General features: G+C 64.3%; 13 protein-coding genes and 1 riboswitch. Of the genes, 10 read left to right on the forward strand and 3 right to left on the reverse strand.

The window, feature by feature from the left end; translation table 11 throughout:
• The first annotated feature begins 2 nt into the window (after positions 1–2).
• On the forward strand, positions 3–434 hold the full coding sequence (gene fabZ / locus G584_RS0107330) for a 3-hydroxyacyl-ACP dehydratase FabZ (protein WP_028494044.1): 432 nt from the start codon (positions 3–5) through the stop codon (positions 432–434).
• Here the strand turns inward: fabZ and hepT are convergent.
• Entirely contained in the window at positions 402–824 is a 423-nt protein-coding gene (hepT, locus tag G584_RS0107335; RefSeq protein ID WP_028494045.1) for a type VII toxin-antitoxin system HepT family RNase toxin, read from the reverse strand. The two genes, fabZ and hepT, sit on opposite strands and share 33 nt — an antisense overlap.
• The gene (gene mntA / locus G584_RS0107340) at positions 817–1,209 is read right to left on the reverse strand and encodes a type VII toxin-antitoxin system MntA family adenylyltransferase antitoxin (RefSeq protein WP_028494046.1); all 393 of its coding nucleotides are present in this window, start codon (positions 1,207–1,209) and stop codon (positions 817–819) included. The genes hepT and mntA overlap by 8 nt, the downstream gene beginning before the upstream one ends.
• 25 nt (positions 1,210–1,234) lie before the next feature.
• Between mntA and G584_RS0107345 the strand changes: the two genes are divergently transcribed.
• The 9 genes from G584_RS0107345 to G584_RS0107385 all read left to right on the forward strand — a co-directional run bounded on the left by G584_RS0107345 (position 1,235) and on the right by G584_RS0107385 (position 15,490).
• Positions 1,235–1,873 (forward strand): RNA-binding protein, encoded by a 639-nt coding sequence (locus G584_RS0107345; protein WP_028494047.1) that lies wholly within the window; start codon positions 1,235–1,237, stop codon positions 1,871–1,873.
• Positions 1,874–2,057: 184 nt separating this feature from the next.
• The gene (rpoB, locus tag G584_RS0107350) at positions 2,058–5,417 is read left to right on the forward strand and encodes a DNA-directed RNA polymerase subunit beta (protein ID WP_028494048.1); all 3,360 of its coding nucleotides are present in this window, start codon (positions 2,058–2,060) and stop codon (positions 5,415–5,417) included.
• Between the two features lie 41 nt (positions 5,418–5,458).
• Positions 5,459–10,036 (forward strand): DNA-directed RNA polymerase subunit beta', encoded by a 4,578-nt coding sequence (rpoC, locus tag G584_RS0107355; protein ID WP_028494049.1) that lies wholly within the window; start codon positions 5,459–5,461, stop codon positions 10,034–10,036.
• 79 nt (positions 10,037–10,115) lie between these two features.
• Positions 10,116–10,694, forward strand: coding sequence for a fuculose-1-phosphate aldolase (locus G584_RS0107360; RefSeq protein WP_028494050.1), 579 nt, complete (start codon positions 10,116–10,118; stop codon positions 10,692–10,694).
• Positions 10,691–10,930, forward strand: coding sequence for a hypothetical protein (locus G584_RS0107365; RefSeq protein ID WP_028494051.1), 240 nt, complete (start codon positions 10,691–10,693; stop codon positions 10,928–10,930). The genes G584_RS0107360 and G584_RS0107365 overlap by 4 nt, the downstream gene beginning before the upstream one ends.
• Complete coding sequence (locus G584_RS0107370; RefSeq protein WP_028494052.1) at positions 10,900–11,748, forward strand: alpha/beta fold hydrolase; 849 nt, start codon at positions 10,900–10,902, stop codon at positions 11,746–11,748. Before G584_RS0107365 ends, G584_RS0107370 begins: the two co-directional genes overlap by 31 nt.
• Before the next feature lie 38 nt (positions 11,749–11,786).
• A riboswitch (TPP riboswitch) is annotated at positions 11,787–11,881 on the forward strand.
• A gap of 21 nt (positions 11,882–11,902) precedes the next feature.
• A complete protein-coding gene (locus G584_RS0107375) occupies positions 11,903–12,937 on the forward strand; it encodes a thiamine ABC transporter substrate-binding protein (protein WP_028494053.1) in 1,035 nt (344 codons plus the stop codon).
• Positions 12,938–13,003: 66 nt separating this feature from the next.
• Positions 13,004–14,485 (forward strand): ABC transporter permease, encoded by a 1,482-nt coding sequence (locus G584_RS0107380; protein ID WP_028494054.1) that lies wholly within the window; start codon positions 13,004–13,006, stop codon positions 14,483–14,485.
• A gap of 228 nt (positions 14,486–14,713) precedes the next feature.
• Positions 14,714–15,490: an IclR family transcriptional regulator gene (locus G584_RS0107385; protein ID WP_245563354.1), complete on the forward strand. Its 777-nt coding sequence runs from the start codon at positions 14,714–14,716 to the stop codon at positions 15,488–15,490.
• Here G584_RS0107385 and G584_RS0107390 read toward each other — a convergent pair.
• Positions 15,468–16,094 carry a bifunctional 4-hydroxy-2-oxoglutarate aldolase/2-dehydro-3-deoxy-phosphogluconate aldolase gene (locus G584_RS0107390; RefSeq protein WP_028494056.1) on the reverse strand — a complete coding sequence of 209 codons (627 nt, stop codon included), beginning with the start codon at positions 16,092–16,094 and terminating at the stop codon, positions 15,468–15,470. The genes G584_RS0107385 and G584_RS0107390 overlap by 23 nt on opposite strands.
• Positions 16,095–16,111: the final 17 nt, after the last annotated feature.

Consider the following 16,111-nt stretch of genomic DNA (forward strand, 5'->3'; position numbering starts at 1 on the left):
CTGTGGAGATCGGGGAGATCCTTGCCCTCCTGCCCCATCGCTACCCTTTTTTGCTCATCGACCGGGTCCTTCACGCCGACGAGAAGACCTTCCGGGCCCTGAAGAACGTGACCTTTAACGAACCCCACTTCCAGGGGCATTTTCCCGGCTACCCCATCATGCCGGGGGTGTTGATCCTCGAGGCCATGGCCCAGGCGGCGGTGGGCACCATCGCCAAGCAGCCGGGTTTCAAGCCCGGAGGCCTAGTCTTTTTGGTGGGGGTGGAGGAGGCCCGCTTCAAAAAGCCCGTGGTGCCGGGGGATACCCTGATCCTGGAGGGGGAGCTCCTCCTCTTCCGCCGGGGCCTGGGCAAGGTGGCGGTTAGGGCCTTGGTGGAGGGGGAGGAAAGGGCCAGCGCCCGTTTAAGCTTCGTGGTCCGGGAGGGTGCGGAGTAGGGTGGCGCTGAACCCCAGGAAGTCGGGAAGCCGTTCCTCCAGGATTTGGCGCAGGATGGGGAGGGAAAGGGCTTGGTAGTCATGCACCGCCACATTGGGAAAGCCCACCATGGCCTGCATCCGCTGGGAGAGGCTTGGGGAGATCAGCCCGGCTTTTTCCAACAAAACAAAGGCTTCCCGTGAGGTTTGGGGTAAACCCAGGCGCCTAAGCCGCACCACATGCATGGCCATGTCTATGGCGGCTTCGCAGGCTCGGAGCAAGTTGAGAACGATGGCGTCCTGACGGGAGTAGTTGGTTTCCAGCTCCCTTTCATGCCCGCGGTATTCCTCCTCGATGCGCCTTAAGCAACGCTCGATGGTGGCGGCCTTTTGTAGGAGGACCTCATCCATAGACTTTTCCCCGTCTCTGAATATCCCGGAGGATTTCCGCTCTTTCCTCGTTGAGGCGGGCGTAGGCCTTAAGGGCGAGGTCCAGGAAGCGGTCCGCCTCGAGGCTCTTTCGATACAGGGGTTCGCCAAAAGCGGCCACCTGCGCCTGTAGGGGAAGGGAGGCCTGGCGAAGGTCTATCAGGTCCACTTCCCGCCCTACAAGAAGGCTCAAGGGGGCACGCAGGGCAAAGAGGTGCTCCGGAGGGTAAGGCTTGGGGCCCAGGATGGCCAGATCCAGGTCGCTTTCTGGGGTCAAAAGGCCTTGGGCTCCGGAGCCAAAGAGGTAGACCCCGAGGGGATCCAGCTCTTCCACCAGAAGGCGGATGGCTTCTTTAAGCCTTTCCACTTCCCTTAGGGTATCATCTTTCCTTGTGGCGGACCTCATGGCCTACCTGAAGCGGGCCCGGGGGGGACGGGTGGTGGAAACGGGCTTCCTGGACCCGGAGGAGCAGGCCCTTCTGGAGGAAAAGGCCCGGGGGGAGGGACTTAAGGTGGCCTTTTTCGGGGGGTTCCCCCTGGCGGAGAGGAGGCTTGCGGTGCTTTATCCCCCGGAGGTCCCCTCCGTTCACGACCCGGTGGAGGTGGTCTTCCTGGAGAAGGAGCCCCCGGATCTGGGGGAGGCCATGGGGGACTTGGAGGCCTTTGGGGAGGGTTACCTGGTGGCGGTGTCCGCCAAGGGAAGGAGGGCCTTGGAGGAGGCGGGCTACACCCTTTTCCCACCCCCGGAGGGGGCCTTAAGGGCCACCAGCGAACGGGTGCGGACCCTGGTGGTGCCCTCTTTGCGGGTGGATGCCGTGGGGGCTAAGGGCTTCGGGGTCTCCCGCAGCTACTTCGTCCAGGGGGTGAGGGCGGGGAAGGTGCGGCTTAGGGGCAAGGTGGCCTCCCCCAAGGAGGAGATGGCCCCCGGGGACACCCTTTTGGCGGAGGGCTTGGGGAGCCTGAGGCTCTTGGAGGTACTTGGCGAAACCAGGCGGGGAAACTATAAAATCAAGGTGGAGGTGGAACGGTAGGGGCAAAAGGCAAGGGTCGGGTAGGCTTGACGGTTTAGGGGATTGCCCTATAAACTAAGGTTTGTGCTCTTTGGTTGGGCCAAGGGAGCACGGTAAGAGCCAGCCGCCGCGGGGCGCCAGGTCCCGCGGAAGAACCCTGTTAGCTTACCTCGGGCGGCCCGCTTTCCCATCCTTGAGGTGACGCATGGAGATCAAGCGGTTCGGTCGCATCCGAGAGGTTATACCCCTTCCCCCTTTGACGGAAATCCAAGTGGAATCCTACAAGAGGGCCCTTCAGGCCGATGTTCCCCCGGATAAGCGGGAAGACGTGGGCATCCAGGCGGCCTTCAAGGAGACCTTCCCCGTGGAGGAGGGGGACAAGGGCAGGGGCGGTTTGGTCCTGGACTTCCTGGAGTACCGCATCGGGGAGCCTCCCTTTTCCCAGGACGAGTGCCGGGAGAAGGACCTAACCTACCAGGCTCCCCTCTATGCCCGCCTCCAGCTCATCCACAAGGACACGGGCCTCATCAAGGAGGACGAAGTTTTCCTGGGCCACATCCCCCTCATGACCGAGGACGGCTCCTTCATCATCAACGGGGCCGACCGGGTGATCGTTTCCCAGATCCACCGCTCCCCGGGGGTCTACTTCACCCCGGATCCCGCCCGCCCCGGGCGGTTTGTGGCCAGCATCATCCCCTTGCCCAAGCGGGGACCCTGGATTGACCTGGAGGTGGAGCAAAACGGCACCGTCTCCATGAAGGTCAACAAGCGCAAGTTCCCCCTCATCCTCCTCCTTAGGGTCCTGGGCTACGACGCCGAGACCCTGAACCGGGAGCTTGGGGCCTACGGGGAGTTTCTGGGGGGCCTTCTGGACGAGGCGGTGCTTGCCATGCGCCCGGAGGAGGCCCTGGTTCGTCTCTTCACCCTGCTCCGTCCCGGCGATCCTCCCAAGAAGGACAAGGCCCTGGCCTACCTCTTTGGCCTTTTGGCGGACCCAAGGCGGTACGACCTGGGGGAGGCGGGGCGGTACAAGGCGGAGGAAAAGCTGGGCGTGCGTCTTTCCGGCCGCACCCTGGCGCGCTTTGAGGACGGGGAGTTTAAGGACGAGATCTTCCTGCCTACCCTGCGTTACCTCTTCGCCCTCATGGCCGGGGTTCCCGGGCACGAGGTGGACGACATCGACCACCTGGGCAACCGCCGCATCCGTACCGTAGGGGAGCTCATGGCTGACCAGTTCCGGGTGGGCCTAAGCCGCTTGGCCCGGGGGGTGCGGGAGAGGATGGTGATGGGCTCCCCTGATACCCTTACCCCGGCCAAGCTGGTGAACAACCGGCCCCTCGAGGCGGCCATCCGGGAGTTCTTCAGCCGTAGCCAGCTTTCCCAGTTCAAGGACGAGACCAACCCCCTTTCCTCCTTGCGCCACAAGCGGCGCATCTCCGCTTTGGGTCCTGGGGGCCTCACCCGGGAGCGGGCGGGGTTTGATGTGCGGGACGTGCACCGCACCCACTATGGCCGCATCTGCCCGGTGGAGACCCCGGAAGGCGCCAACATCGGCCTCATCACCTCCCTGGCTGCCTACGCCCGGGTGGACGAGCTGGGCTTCATCCGCACCCCCTACCGCCGGGTGAGGAATGGGGTGGTCACCGACGAGGTGGTCTACATGACCGCCACCGAGGAGGACCGGTACACCATTGCCCAGGCCAACACACCCCTCGAGGGGAACCGTATCGCCACCGACCGGGTGGTGGCCCGGCGCCGGGGTGAGCCGGTGATAGTGGGCCCAGAGGAGGTGGAGTTCATGGACGTGAGCCCCAAGCAGGTCTTCTCCGTGAACACCAACCTCATCCCCTTCCTGGAGCACGACGACGCCAACCGGGCCCTCATGGGTTCCAACATGCAGACCCAGGCGGTGCCCCTCATCCGGGCCCAGGCCCCGGTGGTGATGACGGGCCTTGAGGAGCGGGTGGTGCGGGATTCCCTGGCTGCGGTCTACGCCGAGGAGGACGGGGAGGTGGTGGCGGTGGATGGCCGCCGCATCGCCGTGCGCTATGAGGATGGCCGCTTGGTGGAATACGCCTTGCGCCGCTTCGTGCGCTCCAACCAGGGCACCACCTTGGACCAGCGTCCCCGGGTAACCGTGGGCCAGAAGGTGAAGAAGGGGGACCTCCTGGCGGATGGCCCGGCCTCCGAGGGAGGCTTCCTGGCCCTGGGGCAAAACGTCCTGGTGGCCATCATGCCCTTTGACGGCTACAACTTTGAGGACGCCATCGTCATCAGCGAAGAGCTTTTAAAGCGGGACTTCTACACCTCCATCCACATCGAGCGCTACGAAATCGAGGCCCGGGACACCAAGTTGGGTCCGGAGCGGATCACCCGGGATATCCCCCACCTCTCCGAGGCGGCCCTGAGGGACCTGGACGAGGAGGGGGTGGTCCGCATCGGGGCCGAGGTGAAGCCCGGGGATATCCTGGTGGGCCGCACCAGCTTCAAGGGGGAGCAGGAACCCTCCCCGGAGGAGAGGCTTCTGCGCTCCATCTTCGGGGATAAGGCCCGGGATGTGAAGGACACCTCCCTCCGGGTGCCCCCGGGCGAGGGAGGCATCGTGGTGGGTACCCTCCGCCTGCGCCGTGGGGACCCCGGGGTGGAGCTGAAACCGGGGGTGCGGGAGGTGGTGCGGGTCTACGTGGCGCAAAAGCGCAAGCTCCAGGTGGGGGACAAGCTGGCCAACCGCCACGGGAACAAGGGGGTGGTGGCCAAGATCCTCCCCGTGGAGGACATGCCCCACCTGCCGGACGGCACCCCCGTGGACATCATCCTGAACCCCTTGGGCGTGCCAAGCCGTATGAACCTGGGCCAGATCCTGGAAACCCATCTGGGCCTGGCGGGCTTCTTCCTGGGCCAGCGCTACATCTCCCCGGTTTTTGACGGGGCCACGGAGCCCGAGATCAAGGCCCTTTTGGCCGAAGCCTTTGACCTTTACTTCGGCAAGCGGAAGGCCGAGGGTTTTGGGGTGGACAAGAGGGAGCTCGAGGTCCTGGCCCGGGCGGAGAAGCTGGGTCTGGTGAGCCCTGGCAAGAGCCCGGAGGAGCAGCTTCGGGAGCTTTTCATCCAGGGCAAGGTGGTTCTCTACGACGGCCGCTCCGGCGAGCCCATCGAGGGCCCCATCGTGGTGGGGCAGATGTTCATCATGAAGCTCTACCACATGGTGGAGGACAAGATGCACGCCCGCTCCACCGGCCCCTACTCCCTCATCACCCAGCAGCCTCTGGGCGGTAAGGCCCAGTTCGGCGGCCAGCGCTTCGGGGAGATGGAGGTATGGGCCCTCGAGGCTTACGGAGCCGCCCACACCCTACAGGAGATGCTCACCATAAAGTCCGACGACATCGAGGGCCGCAATGCCGCCTACGAGGCCATCATCAAGGGGGAGGACGTGCCCGAGCCCAGCGTGCCCGAGTCCTTCCGCGTGCTGGTAAAGGAGCTTCAGGCCTTGGCCCTGGATGTGCAGACCCTGGACGAACGGGATAACCCTGTGGACATCTTTGAGGGCCTGGCGTCTAAGCGGTAAGCCGCACCGCAGAAGCGGAATTGCTCTTAAGTGGAGGAGGAATGAAAAAGGAAGTTCGCAAGGTCCGCATCGCTCTGGCCTCTCCGGAAAAGATCCGTTCCTGGAGCTACGGGGAGGTGGAGAAGCCCGAAACCATCAACTACCGCACCCTGAAGCCCGAAAGGGATGGGCTTTTCGACGAGCGCATCTTCGGTCCCACCAAGGACTACGAGTGCGCCTGCGGCAAGTACAAGCGCCAGCGCTTTGAGGGGAAGGTGTGCGAGCGCTGTGGGGTGGAGGTCACCAAGAGCATCGTGCGCCGCTACCGCATGGGGCACATCGAACTGGCCACCCCGGCGGCCCACATCTGGTTTGTGAAGGATGTGCCCTCCAAGATCGGCACCCTCCTGGACCTTTCCGCCACCGAGCTGGAGCAGGTCCTCTACTTCAGCAAGTACATCGTCTTGGACCCCAAGGGGGCGGTGCTGAATGGGGTACCCGTGCAGAAGCGCCAACTCCTCACGGACGAGGAGTACCGGGAGCTCCGCTACGGCAAGCAGGAAACCTACCCCCTGCCCCAAGGGGTGGATGCCCTGGTCAAGGACGGCGAGGTGGTGGTAAAGGGGCAGGAGCTCGCCCCCGGGGTGGTGAGCCGCATGGATGGGGTGGCCCTCTACCGCTTCCCCCGGCGGGTGCGGATCGACTACCTGCGCAAGGAGCGGGCGGGCCTCCGCCTTCCCCTTTCCGCCTGGGTGGAGAGGGAGGGTTACAAACCGGGGGAGGTCCTGGCCGAACTCCCCGAGCCCTACCTCTTCCGGGCGGAGGAGGAGGGGGTGGTGGAGCTTAAGGAGCTCGAGGAGGGCTACCTTCTCACCCTCCTCAAGGACGAGGAGGCTGTGGCCCGCTACTTCCTGCCCGTGGGGTTGACCCCCTTGGTGGTCCACGGGGAGGTGGTGGAGAAGGGCCAGCCCCTGGCCGAGGGGCGGGGTCTTTTGCGCATGCCTCGCCACATGACCGCCAAGGAGGTGGAGGCGGAGGAGGAAGGGGATACCGTCTACCTCACCTTCTTCCTGGAGTGGACGGAACCCAAGGACTATGCGGTGGCCCCCCACATGAACGTGGTGGTGCCGGAGGGGGCCCGTGTCCAGGCGGGGGAGAAGGTGGTGGCGGCCATCGACCCCGAGGAGGAGGTGATCGCCGAGGCCGAGGGCATCGTTCACCTGCACGAGCCTGCCAGCATTGTGGTGATGAAGGCCCGCCTCTACCCCTTTGAGGAGGACGTGGAGGTGACCACTGGGGACCGGGTGGCCCCCGGGGATGTCCTGGCCGACGGCGGCAGGGTCAGGAGCGAGATCTACGGCCGGGTGGAGGTGGACCTGGTCCGGAACGTGGTGCGGGTGGTGGAATCCTACGACATCGACGCCCGCATGGGGGCTGAGGCCATCCAGGCCCTTTTGAAGGAGCTGGACCTGGAGAAGCTGGAGGCCGAGCTCTTGGAGGAGATGAAGCACCCCTCCCGGGCCCGGCGGGCCAAGGCCAGGAAGCGCCTCGAGGTGGTCCGGGCCTTCCTGGACTCCGGCAACCGCCCGGAGTGGATGATCCTCGAGGCGGTGCCCGTGCTTCCCCCCGACCTCCGCCCCATGGTCCAGGTGGACGGCGGCCGCTTCGCCACCAGCGACCTCAACGACCTCTACCGCCGCCTCATCAACCGCAACAACCGCTTGAAGAAGCTCCTGGCCCAGGGAGCCCCGGAGATCATCATCCGCAACGAGAAGCGCATGCTCCAGGAGGCGGTGGATGCGGTCATCGACAACGGCCGCCGCGGCTCCCCCGTTACCAACCCGGGCTCCGAACGGCCTCTTAGGAGCCTCACCGACATCCTCTCCGGCAAGCAAGGCCGCTTCCGCCAGAACCTTTTGGGCAAGCGGGTGGACTACTCGGGGCGGAGCGTGATCGTGGTGGGTCCCCAGCTCAAGCTCCACCAGTGCGGCCTGCCCAAGCGCATGGCCCTGGAGCTCTTCAAGCCCTTCCTCCTCAAGAAGATGGAGGAAAAGGGCATTGCCCCCAACATCAAGGCGGCCCGCAGGATGCTGGAAAGGCAGCGGGACATCAAGGATGAGGTGTGGGACGCCCTTGAGGAGGTCATCCACGGCAAGGTGGTCCTCTTAAACCGCGCTCCCACCCTCCACCGCCTGGGCATCCAGGCCTTCCAGCCGGTTTTGGTGGAAGGCCAGTCCATCCAGCTCCACCCCCTGGTCTGCGAGGCCTTTAACGCCGACTTCGACGGGGACCAGATGGCGGTGCACGTGCCCCTTTCCTCCTTCGCCCAGGCGGAGGCCCGCATCCAGATGCTCTCCGCCCACAACCTCCTCTCCCCGGCCTCCGGGGAGCCTTTGGCCAAGCCCAGCCGGGACATCATCCTGGGGCTTTACTACATCACCCAGGTGCGCCGGGAGAAGAAGGGGGCGGGCCGGGAGTTCGCCACGGTGGAGGAGGCCCTGGCTGCCTACGACCGGGGCGAGGTGGCCTTGAACGCCCCCATCAAGGTGGCGGGCAAGGAGACCAGCGTGGGCCGCTTGAAGTTCATCTTTTCCAACCCTGACGAGGCCCTTTTGGCGGTGGCCCATGGTTTCCTGGACTTGCAGGATGTGGTCACGGTGCGCTACCTGGGCAAGCGCCTGGAAACCAGCCCAGGCCGGGTCCTCTTCGCCCGCATCGTGGGCGAGGCGGTGGGGGACGAGAAGGTGGCCCAGGAGCTTATCCAGATGGATGTGCCCCAGGAGAAGAACTCCTTGAAGGACCTGGTCTACCAGTCCTTCTTGCGCCTAGGGGTCGAGAAGACCGCAAGGCTTCTGGATGCCCTCAAGTACTACGGCTTTACCTTTTCCACCACCAGCGGGATCACCATCGGCATCGACGACGCCATCATTCCCCCCGAGAAGCAGAAGTACCTGGAGGAAGCCGACAGGAAGCTTAGGCAGATCGAGCAGGCCTACGAGATGGGCTTCCTCACCGACCGGGAGCGTTACGACCAGGTGATCCAGCTCTGGACCGAAACCACGGAGAAGGTCACCCAGGCCGTTTTCAAGAACTTTGAGGAGAACTACCCCTTCAACCCCCTCTATGTGATGGCCCAGTCCGGGGCCCGGGGTAACCCCCAGCAGATCCGCCAGCTTTGCGGTATGCGGGGCCTCATGCAAAAGCCCTCGGGGGAGACCTTCGAGGTGCCGGTGCGCTCCTCCTTCCGGGAAGGCCTCACCGTGCTGGAGTACTTCATCTCCAGCCACGGGGCCCGGAAGGGTGGAGCGGACACCGCCCTTAGGACCGCGGACTCGGGCTACCTCACCCGGAAGCTGGTGGACGTGGCCCACGAGATCGTGGTGCGGGAGGCGGACTGCGGCACCACCAACTTTATCTCCGTCCCCCTCTTCCAGCCCGACGAGGTGACCCGCACCCTGCGCCTCAGGAAGCGCTCGGACATTGAGTCCGGCCTCTATGGCCGCGTTCTGGCCCGGGATGTGGAGGTTCTGGGCCAACGCTTGGAGGAAGGGCACTACCTGACCCTCGAGGACGTGGGGCTCATCATCAAGGCGGCGGAGGCCGGGGAGATCAAGGAGGTGCCCGTGCGTAGCCCCCTCACCTGCCAGACCCGCTACGGGGTGTGCCAGAAGTGCTACGGCTACGACCTTTCCATGGCCAGGCCCGTGTCCATCGGGGAAGCGGTGGGGGTGGTGGCGGCGGAGTCCATCGGCGAGCCCGGCACCCAGCTCACCATGCGCACCTTCCACACGGGTGGCGTGGCGGTGGGCACCGATATCACCCAGGGTCTGCCCCGGGTCATCGAGCTCTTTGAGGCCCGCAGGCCCAAGGCCAAGGCGGTGATCTCCGAGATCGACGGGGTGGTGCGCATCGAGGAAACCGAGGAGAAGCTTTCCGTCTTCGTGGAGTCCGAGGGCTTCTCCAAGGAGTACAAGCTTCCCAAGGATGCCCGCCTGGTGGTGAAGGATGGGGATTACGTGGAGGCGGGCCAGCCTTTGACCCGCGGGGCCGTGGATCCCCACCAGCTTCTGGAGGCCAAGGGCCCCGAGGCGGTGGAGCGCTACCTGGTGGACGAGATCCAGAAGGTCTACCGGGCTCAGGGGGTGAAGCTCCACGACAAGCACATCGAGATCGTGGTGCGGCAGATGCTCAAGTACGTGGAGGTCACCGACCCCGGGGATAGCCGTCTGCTGGAGGGCCAGGTCCTGGAGAAGTGGGACGTGGAGGCCCTGAACGAGCGGCTCATCGCCGAGGGCAAGACCCCGGTGGCCTGGAAGCCCCTCCTCATGGGGGTCACCAAGAGCGCCCTTTCCACCAAGAGCTGGCTTTCCGCCGCCAGCTTCCAGAACACCACCCATGTGCTCACCGAGGCGGCCATCGCCGGCAAGAAGGACGAGCTCATCGGTCTCAAGGAAAACGTCATCCTGGGCCGCTTGATCCCTGCGGGGACGGGGAACGATTACGTGCGCTTTACCCAGGTGGTGGACAAAAAGACCCTCAAGGCCATCGAGGAGGCCAGGAAGGAAGCGGTGGAGGCCAAGGAGAAGGAGCCTGCCCTTCGCCGCCCCGGCCGCCGCGAGCAGCCTGGGAAGCAGGCCTAAGGCCACCCCACCCTGGCTTTGCCAGGGTGGGGGCTCCTAAGCGCCGCCCCCAGAAGGGCTTTTGCGCCATAATGGGCCCATGCTGGCGCGGATCTACACCGCCTTTCGCCAGGTGGGGGAGGATCTCTTCCACCAAAGGCTCATCTCCGCCACCGCGGGCAACTTTTCCGTGCGCACCAAGGAGGGCTTCCTCATCACCAAAAGTGGGGCGCAGAAGGCCCGCCTCACCCCGGAGGACCTGGTGGAGGTGCCCCTCGAGGGCCCCTTTCCGGAAGGGGCCAGCGTGGAGAGCGTGATCCACCGGGAGGTGTACCGGGCGACCCCGGCCCGGGCCATCGTCCACGCCCATCCCCGGGTGGCGGTGGCCCTTTCCTTGCATTTGGACCGGATTGTTCCCCTGGACCTCGAGGGCCAGTACTACCTGAAGGAGGTTCCCGTGCTTGCCCCCAAGACCACAAGCGCCACCCTGGAGGCTGCTCTGGCCGTGGCGGAGGGCCTTAAGGGGCACCGGGCCTGCCTTTTAAGGGGCCACGGGGCCTTTGCCATAGGGCTTAAGGAGAGGCCGGAGGAAGCCCTTCTGGAGGCCTATAGCCTCCTCACCACCTTGGAGGAGAGCGCGGAGATCCTCTTGTACCACCGCCTTTGGGGGAAGGGATGAGGGTACTCTTTGTGGAGGGCAAGGAAAAGGAGGTCCTTTTAGACTTGGCCCGGGAGCTTCCCCATCCCTACTGGCTGCTTGCGGGGGAAGGGATTTGGCTTTTGGAGGTGTTTGGCGCCGGGGAGGAAGCCATGGCCAAGGCCAGGGCCCTGCCCGGGGTTAAGGTTTGGGCCTTTACCCTGCAGGATGGGGTAGTCTATAGGGGATGCGGGAAGAAATCGGCTACATCCCCGTAGGGGAGGCGGAGCTTTACGTGGAGGACGTGGGGGACGAGCATGCCCCGGCCCTCCTGGTCCTTCACGGAGGGCCTGGGGGGAACGCCTACGCCTTGAGGGAAGGGCTTCAGGACTACCTGGAGAATTTCCGGGTCATCTACTTCGACCAGCGGGGTTCTGGCCGGAGCCTGGAGCTTCCCCAGGACCCCAGGCTTTTCACCATAGATGCCCTGGTGGAGGATACCGTGGCCCTGGCCGAGGCCTTGGGGCTGGAGCAGTTTCATCTTCTGGCCCACGGCTTCGGAGCCCTGGTGGCCTTGGAGCTCCTCCGCCGCTACCCGGAGGTCCTGGGGGCGGTGCTCCTTTCCCCCTGGGTGAGCTTCCCCTGGCTTTCCGCAAGGCTTGCGGAGGCGGCGGGACTTGAGCCTTTGGCCGATCCCGAGGCGAACCTGAGGGCGGCCTTGGAGAAGGCGGAGCCCAAGTTCCTCTTCGACCGCCTCATGTTTCCCACCCCCCATGGCCGCCTGGAGTACGAGTGGGTGGTGGAGGGTTCGGGCATCCTGGGGCCGGATACCCCGGCCTTGGCCTTTTGGAAAAACGGTCTCTGGCGGCTAGACTACACTCCGTACCTCTCCCCAAGCCGCAAGCCGGTGGCCCTGGTGGTGGGGGAGAAGGACGGTACCAGCTACCCCTATGCCGAGGAGGTGGCGGAGCGCCTCAAAGCCCCTATCCGGGTGATATCTGGGGCTGGGCACTACCCCTGGATCGACCAGCCCGAGGCTTTTGGCGAGGCCTTCCGGGAGAGCCTCGAGGGCCTGCTGGCTCCCCGGAGGGTGTGAGGGATGCCCTTCCAGGGCCGGAAAGGGTGGTAAACTCAGGGCGTCACCGGGGGTGCCCTCTTATGGGGCTGAGAGATACCCTTGGAACCTGATCCGGGTAATGCCGGCGTAGGGAAGGTGACCAAGGCCCCTCCCGGTGACAAGGAGGGGTTTTATGTTAAGGATTTTTGCCCTGCTGGTTCTTCTGGCCTTCGGCTTCGCCCAGGAGGTCACCGTCCTCACCCACAGCAGCTTTTCCCTGGATAAGGGTCTTATCGCCCGGTTTGAGCGGGAAACCGGCCTGAAGCTCCGCTTCCTCAAGGGGGGGGATGCCGGGGAGACCCTAAACCGGGCCATCCTCACCAAGGGAGCCCCCATCGCCGACGTGATCTATGGCTTTGACAACACCTTCCTCTCCCGGGCCCTCGAGGCGGACATCCTCTTGCCCTACCGTAGCCCCGAGATCCGGAACCTGAAGGCTACCTTGCTTCTGGACCCTACCTTCCGCGCCCTTCCCGTGGACTACGGTTGGGTGAGCCTGAACTACGACCGGGCCTACTTCAAGGACCGTCCCTTGCCCAAGGCTCCCGCCGACCTCACCCGGCCTGAGTACGCCAGGCTTCTGGTGGTGCAAAACCCCGCCACCAGCTCCCCGGGTCTGGCCTTCCTCATGGCCACGGTGGCCCGCTTCGGCGAGGATGGCTACCTGGACTTCTGGGCCAAGCTCAGGGACGGAGGGGTGCGGGTGACCAAGGGGTGGAGCGAGGCCTACTACACCCACTTCACCCTTTACAAGGGGGATAGGCCCCTGGTGGTCTCCTACACCACCAGCCCCGCCGCCGAGGTCTACTATTCCGAGGGGAAGTACCGGGAGCCGCCCACGGGGAACCTGTTCCCCGAGCTGGCCTTCTTCCAGGTGGAATTCGTGGGGATCCTGAAGGGGACCAAGAACCTGGAGGGGGCCAGGAAGGTGGTGGACTGGCTCCTTTCCAAGCCGGTCCAGGAGAACCTTCCCACGGAGATGTGGATGTACCCGGCCCGCCGGGATGCCAGGCTCCCTGAGGTCTTCCGCTTCGCGCCTGAGCCCCTTGGGAGCGTGCGTATGGACCCCAGGGCCATGGCCCAAAACCGGGAGCGCTGGATCGAGGAGTGGACCAAGGTGGTCCTCCAGGGGCAAAGCCCCGAAGCGGTGCGCCAGGGCAGGCGGTAGCGCCTTCCTCAGGCTGGGAAGGTCCGGGGCCTTCCGCCGGGCGGCTTGGGGGTTAGGCTTAGGGGGATGGCCTACGGAGGCTTTTTCGTCCTCCTCTTCCTGGGCCTGGCCCTCTTCTACCCCCTTTCCCGCATCCTGGCCCTGGGGGTAGGGGAGGGGTTTGCCCGGGCCCTGGCGAACCCCTACTACTGGGAGCGCTACCTCTGGAGCCTGGAGTATGGGCTTCTTTCCGCCCTCTTCACCTTGTCCCTGGCCCTGCCCCTGGCCTTCCTCTTCCGCCGTCGCTTTCCCCTTAGGGGGGTTTTCCTGGCTCTTTCCACCTTGCCCTTTGTCCTGCCCACCCCGGTGGTGGCCCTAGGGTTTTTAGCCCTCCTGGGCCCCAGGGGACTTTTGGGGGTGGACCTTTACGGCACCAGGGCCATCCTCCTCCTGGCCGCCATCTTTTACAACCTAGGCCTCGCCCTCAGGATCCTCCTGCCGGTGGCCTTGAACCTGGAGGGCCCCTTGCAGGCGGCCCGGGTCCTGGGGGCCTCGAGCCCCAGGGCTTTTCTAAGGGTAGGGCTTCCCCTCCTCCTCCCCGCCTTGGGTTCTGCGGGGCTTTTGGTGTTCATCTACGCCTTTTCCGCCTTCGGGGTCCCTCTCCTCCTGGGGGGGCCCCGGTACGCCACCCTCGAGGTGGAGGTCTACACCCTCTTGGCCTACCGCCTGGCCTTCCCCGAGGCCAGCGCCCTCATGTTTTTGGAGATCCTCACCCTGGGCCTCGCCGTGGCCCTCTACCTGCGCCTCCGGCCCTACCCCCTGTCCCCCGGAGGGCTTCTTCCCCCTCCTCCTTGGGCGTATACCCTGGGCCTAGGTGTCCTCTTTCTCCTCCTTTTTGCCCCCTTGTGGGGGCTGTTTCTGCGCCTGGACCTAGGGGCCTTGGCCTCCGCCTGGGCCTCGGAGGACTTCACCCCCCTTTCCATGGCCTTGGGGAATAGCCTCCGCTTCACCCTCTTGGCCCTGGCCCTGGCGCTTCCTTTGGGAATAGCTTATGCCGCAACGGCCCGCCGGAGCCCCCTCATGGACCTCTTGGGGCTTTTCCCCCTCATGGTGAGCCCGGTGGCCGTGGGCCTCGGCTACCTTTTGGCTTACCCGGACCTCCGGGGCTCCTTGCTCCTTTTGCTTGCCGCCTATGCCCTTTTGGCCTACCCCCTCCTTGCCCGGGCCCTCCTGCCTGCCTTGAGAAGCCTTTCCCCAAGCCTCCTCGAGGCGGCCCGGGTCCTGGGGGCCACACCCCTTCGGGCGTTTTTGCGGGTGGAGGTCCCCTTGGTCTTTCCCGCCCTGCAATCCGGGCTGGCCCTGGCCTTGGCGGCCATTTTGGGGGAGTTTGGGGCCACCCTGGTGCTTTGGCGGCCCGAGTGGACCACCCTGACCCTGGCCATCTACGAGCGCCTGGGCCGGCCCGGGGAGGCCCCCTTCCGAGAGGCCTTGGCCATAGCCGCCCTTCTGGCCCTTCTCTCGGGGCTTGCCTTCTATCTCCTGGACCGGGGAAGGGGACGGGTGGGTTAGAGGTACGTGCTCCTTGCCTGGATGGAGTAGCCTGGCGGCTGGGATGGGGGGCCCTCTAAGGGGGATGGGGGTGGCTTTTGGGTGGTGCTGGGGTTTGGGGAGAGGGGTGCCCTGTGCCTGGAGGGCTTTGAGCTGGTGGTCTACCCAGGCGCGAGTAGCCACTGGGCTAGCTCCAGGGAAGGGCGTCGTTTGCATCTCTCGAGGGGGGTGCAGGGTATTATGGGGGTTGTGAAGAAGGCGGCCTTGGGGGCAAACCCAACCCTTCGGACTAGCGGAACCCAAACCCTACTCCGAGGCTTGTTGTTGTTGGAGAAGGTGGGTGAGGGAGTGCGTGACTTACCCACTTTGGCAAGCTCTCTTGGGCTTAGCCGCAGCACCACCTACCGTATACTCTCGGCCTTGGTGCGGGCAGGTTACTTGGTGCACGAACCCAAGATTGGCTACCGCTTGGGGCCCCAGCTCATCCGCTTAGGGTTCAAGGCCTATGGCCAGCTGCAGCTTCCGATTTTGGCCCGCCCCCACCTGGAGAGGCTTCGGGATGCCACGAATGAAACGGTTCATTTGGCGATTCGAGAGGGTGCAGAGGTGATTTATATTGATAAAGTTCCCGGGCGCCGGGAGCTCCAGCTAGCCAGCCAGATTGGGTCGCGGTTTCCTGCTCAATCCACGGCCTTGGGAAAGGCTATACTGGCTTGGCTACCTGAGGAGGAGGCTCGTAGGGCTTTTGTGCCTGGGTTGAAGCGCACGGAAAGAACGATTGCTGAATGGGAGTTGTTCCTGGACGAGCTCAAGCGGACCCGGCAGCGGGGATACGCCTTGGATATGGAAGAAAATGAAACGGGGGTGAGGTGTGTGGCAGCGCCCATCTTCAACGGCCGGGGTGAGCCGGTCGCGGCTGTGAGCGTTTCCACGGCCTCCATTTACTTGGACGACACCAGGGTTCCTGAAGTGGCCCACATGGTTCAGCAGGTTGCCCAAGCGATCAGCCGTGAGCTAGGGAGTTGACGATGGCTTTGGCTTTGCGAATGTTTTGACAAATGGTTTCGTAGCTTCCTTTTAGCAGCCAACTACCGCCGCAAGCTATGACGTTGGGTAGAGAGCAATAGGCTGCGAGGTTTTTTTCGTTTATGCCCCCTGTGGGTAGAAAGCGAGCCTCAGGCATGACTTCTGCATACATTGCCAGTACCTTACTTCCCTGAAAGGGCTCAGCTGGGAAGAATTTTAGGATCGATAGCCCGCGACTCAGCGCCAGTTCCACTTCCTGGGGAGTAAGGACGCCAGGCAGATAGGGTATGTTGTGCTCGCGTGCAAAGAGGGCTATATCGTTGCTATAGGCGGGGGAAACGAGGAACGACGCTCCCCTAGCCACAGCTTCCTTGGCGTGTTCGAGGGTGCGTATTGTTCCTGCGCCCACATAGAGTCCCCTATCCCTTAGGTAGTCCAGGGCTTCTAGGCCAAAGGGGGTCCGTAGGGTGATCTCTAGTATGGGGAGGCCCTCTTTTGCTAGCACATCTGCTAATTTCGAAAGATTCTCTACTTCCTCTCGCTTTTGTATGGTTAGGATTGGTAGAAGCCTGCTTTTGGAGAGCACGTCCATGAGGTGTTCCATGTTGGCGATGATAGCTC

The sequence above is a fragment of the Thermus antranikianii DSM 12462 genome (genome assembly GCF_000423905.1).
In the GTDB taxonomy this organism is placed as follows: Bacteria; Deinococcota; Deinococci; order Deinococcales; family Thermaceae; genus Thermus; species Thermus antranikianii.